Origin of the sequence: Micromonospora sp. MH33 (genome assembly GCF_003013775.1) — a bacterium.
Classification (GTDB): domain Bacteria; phylum Actinomycetota; class Actinomycetes; order Mycobacteriales; family Micromonosporaceae; genus Micromonospora; species Micromonospora fulviviridis.
On record NZ_MUYZ01000441.1, the window covers coordinates 1 to 3,834 of the forward strand.

The 3,834-nt window shown below is 73.6% G+C and carries 3 protein-coding genes and 1 pseudogene; all 4 read left to right on the forward strand.

Annotated features, from left to right (window positions below):
• A pseudogene (locus tag B0E53_RS34005) lies at positions 1-545 on the forward strand (transcription termination factor Rho); the annotation flags it as partial.
• Positions 546-556: 11 nt separating this feature from the next.
• Positions 557-1,021: a VOC family protein gene (locus B0E53_RS34010; RefSeq protein ID WP_107079658.1), complete on the forward strand. Its 465-nt coding sequence runs from the start codon at positions 557-559 to the stop codon at positions 1,019-1,021.
• Between the two features lie 56 nt (positions 1,022-1,077).
• Positions 1,078-2,157 (forward strand): DUF3626 domain-containing protein, encoded by a 1,080-nt coding sequence (locus B0E53_RS34015; protein ID WP_107079660.1) that lies wholly within the window; start codon positions 1,078-1,080, stop codon positions 2,155-2,157.
• A gap of 217 nt (positions 2,158-2,374) precedes the next feature.
• The gene (locus B0E53_RS34020) at positions 2,375-3,148 is read left to right on the forward strand and encodes a hypothetical protein (protein WP_107079659.1); all 774 of its coding nucleotides are present in this window, start codon (positions 2,375-2,377) and stop codon (positions 3,146-3,148) included.
• Positions 3,149-3,834: the final 686 nt, after the last annotated feature.

The window sequence follows — 3,834 nt, forward strand, 5'->3', positions numbered from 1 at the left end:
CGGTGGCGGAGCTGGCGATCGAGCGGGCCAAGCGCCTGGTCGAGCTGGGCCACGACGTGGTCGTGCTGCTGGACTCGCTGACCCGGCTGGGCCGCGCCTACAACCTGACCGTCCGCTCGGCCGGCCGCACCCTCTCCGGCGGCATCGACGTGGCCGCGCTCACCCCGCCCAAGCAGCTGCTCGCCGCCGCCCGGTCGATCGAGGAGGGCGGCTCGCTGACCGTCATCGCCTCGGCCCTGGTGGAGACCGGGTCCGCCGCCGACGGCCTCATCTTCGAGGAGTTCAAGAGCACCGGTAACGCCGAGCTGAAGCTGGACCGGTCGCTGGCTGACCGGCGTACCTTTCCCGCCGTCGACGTGCGCGCCTCCGGCACCCGCCGGGAGGAGCTGCTGCTCACCGACGCCGAACGGGGTCGCCTGCGGGCACTGCGTTCCGCGCTGTCCGTACTGGACCGGCAGGCGGCCCTGGACCAGCTGCTGCGCCAGCTCGCCGCCACCGGCGGCAACGCCCACTTCCTCGCCCGCCTCGGCGCCGCACGCGGCTAGGATCGTGCGTCATGGACGATTCCCGGGCCGATGGACCGCCGACCGTACGCCAGCTGCGCCTGGTCGTCGAGGCCGAGGACTACGACGCCGCGGTCGCCTTCTTCCGGGACGCGCTGGGCCTGCCGGAGCAGGCGGCGTACTCGGGCGGCGACGGCGCCCGGGTGGTGATCCTGGAGGCGGGGCGGGCCACGCTGGAGCTGGCGAACCCCGCGCAGAAGCGGATGATCGACGAGGTGGAGGTCGGCCGCCAGGTCGCGCCCCGGCTGCGGGTGGCGTTCGAGGTGGACGACAGCCGGGCGACGACCGAGCGCCTCGTCGCGGCGGGCGCCACCGAGGTCGCCCCGCCGACGGTCACCCCGTGGCAGTCGCTCAACGCCCGCCTCGACGGCCCGGCGGGCCTGCACCTCACCGTGTTCCAGGAGCTGCGCAGCCAGGACGAGCGGGAGGCCCTGGACGGCTTCGGCACCGGCGCCTGAATCCCCGTGGCGGGTCGCCGACGGCCCCGGCGATACTCGGGCCCGTGCCCGACGTGATGTTGACCCCCGCCCAGGCCGCCGCCCTCCGGTACGTCCGCGACGCCGCCCTCCGGGACCGGCCGGCGGCGCTCGCCGTCATCGACGGGCACCTCGCCGGCTCCGGCGCCGCGTACCGCGCGGAGGAGATCGTCGCGGCGGTGGCCGCGCACGGCCGGCTGACCCTCAACTTCCACCCCGACCGGCTGCTGCGCGACGGCCGGACGGTGGCCGAGGCGCTCGATCAGGAGGGCGTCTACCGCAGCCAGTTCGAGACGGGCATCTCCAACGGCGGGCTGACCGCGTTCCCCGGCGGCGACCGGGACCGCTGGGAGCAGGCGCTGTTCGGCGGGGCGTACCAGCGGCCCGGCGTGCCGCCCACGGAGCGCCCGAAGTACGGCGGCCTCAACCTGCTCGACCACCCGGACGGCGCCTGCCCCCGCTTCGGCTCCTGCCATCTGCGGCTGCGCCCCGCAGCGCTCGCCCGGGCCACCTTCAGCTTCGGCGACAGCCACACCGAGCCGAAGCACCTCGGCACGGTAACGGTGTTCGAGCCGGTGCTCGCCGCGCTGCTGGCGGCCACCGCCGAGACCGGAGTCAGCCTAGGCGTGGCCGGCATGGACACCGGCACCCTCCTGCGGACGCTGCTGCGCCGCCGCGAACGCGCGTCCGACGTGGCCGGGCGGGCGCTGGACGACTACGTCGAGGCGCAGGTGCACGGTGAGCTGAGCCTGGCCCGGGACGTCGAGGCGGTGGTGGTCGACCCCTCGTTCCGGGGCAGCGCGGAGGGGCGGATCCTCGCCGGGCTCGCCCGGCGGCACGGCTTCGCGTTGTGCTGGCACACCGGGTTCGAACTGCCGGTCGACGGTGTCGACGCCGAGTTCCGGGGGCCGGCCATCCCGCCGCTCGCCGCCCGGGTGCACGCCGAGTTCGCCCGACCGGGGGAGCCGGTGCACGCCGCGCTGATCGGCCGGGCCGCCGCCTCGGTGGTACGCGAGCCGCAGCGCTGGGTCGACCGGGGTCCGACCGAGGTGACGCTCCAGCGCCTCAAGCAGCTCTGGCACGTCCTGGTCCGGTTCGGCGTCCCGACGGCCGGCTAGCGCGGTTCCCGGCTCCCCGTACGCCTCTTACCGGGCCGTCCGGATTCCCGGGTGACCTGAGCCGCAGCCCTGCTGGGCTGCGGCATATCCGGAATGCCCGACAGGTCGAGCTGGTTGTGTCCCCCGTACCGCCGGCACGCAAACCCGTACCGGCGAGTAGTTCCCCCGAGGGGCGCTCACCCGGGAGCGCGTCGTAACGATCGAAAGGGCAACCATCGTGAAGGAGCACTTCACTCGATGGCTCCCCGCCATCGCGAAGACCGCCGTCGCCAAGGCCGCCGTCGCCAAGGCCGCCGTCGCCAAGGCCGCCATCGCGAAGGCCGCCGCCGCGGCCCCCAACCGCCGGACCGCGCTGACCGTCGCGGGCGTCGCCGCCCTGGGCGGGCTGGCGTTCGGCCCCACCGCCGTCGCCGCCCCGTTGACCAGCGGCCCGCACGCCGGCGCCGTGGCCGCCATCGACCTGGCCACCGGCAAGAAGCGGACCGGCACCGAGTCGCTGAAGTCCGGTCTGACCACCGGCAGTGACAAGGTCCCGACCAAGGCCGACCGGCCCAGCCGGGAGGAGCTCATCCCGCGCGGTGTCGAGGGCGCCCAGTCGCGCATCCCGCTCGACGACGCCCAGCTCGACAACGCCAAGGCCATCGTGAAGGCGGCCAAGGAGACCGGCGTGGGGAAGCGGGGCGCCGTGATCGGCGTCGCCACCTCGCTCCAGGAGTCGAAGCTGTACAACCTCGGCCACCTCGGCGCCTCCAACGACCACGACTCGGAGGGCCTGTTCCAGCAGCGCCCGTCGTCCGGTTGGGGTACGCCCGAGGAGGTCACCGACCCGGACTACGCCAGCAAGGCGTTCTTCAACGCGCTGAAGAACGTCGGCGGCTGGCACGACCTGCCGCTGACCGCCGCGGCGCAGACGGTCCAGGTGTCCGCCTTCCCGTACGCGTACGCGCAGTGGGAGGAGCAGGCTGCGGACATCGTCCAGCAGCTCTGGTGACACCACCCGCGAACTCGGCCGGCCCCGCCAAGGGGCCGGCCGTTTCCGTCTGCGATCCCCGCCTGCCACTCCATCGCCCCACACGCGGACTGAGGTGTATGTCCGGTCTACCCCACATGTGGGACCTCCTCGCTGGCACGCCATGGATGTCTTCGGGGCCCGGATACCTCTTTGGCGTTCCACCCACGGAGGCGCGGGGCGTTGGGTGGAACGTCATGGGTGTCTCCGGGGCCTGGATGCACCCGTGGTGTTCCACCGACGGGGTCGGTTGGGTGGTGTGTCCGTTTCCTGGGGTGGCCGGCGGCAGTCTGGCGGCGGAATGGCGGGCGGGTGGGGGTCGTTGTATCCGGGTGAACGGCCGAGGAGGACGCCCCCGCGCGACGGGGTGCCGGCAAGACCCGCCAAGGCGGGTGGCCAGCCCCCGGGCTGTCCCCGAGGTGAGGTGGCCGGTCCCGGAATGATGGTGGGCCGCCGGTCGTTGTAGATGGTCCCGGCGCGACGAAGAGGCCCTCGCCCCGCGCACCGGATGATCCCCCAAGACTTTCCCCCCTTTTTGAGCGCCTGACGGTGCTTGCGCACACCACCCCATCCGACCCCCCGGTCGGTGTGTGTGCGCCAACCCCCGAATGGAGCTTTCCCTCATGAACACGATGCTGCGGAAGAGCGTGCTGGGTATTGCTGGTCTG

What these genes read in the sequence shown, in the direction of transcription:
- B0E53_RS34010 (WP_107079658.1), top strand. Translation starts at nt 557, where the DNA reads ATGGACGATTCCCGGGCCGATGGACCGCCGACCGTACGCCAGCTGCGC.
- B0E53_RS34015 (WP_107079660.1), top strand. Translation starts at nt 1,078, where the DNA reads ATGTTGACCCCCGCCCAGGCCGCCGCCCTCCGGTACGTCCGCGACGCC.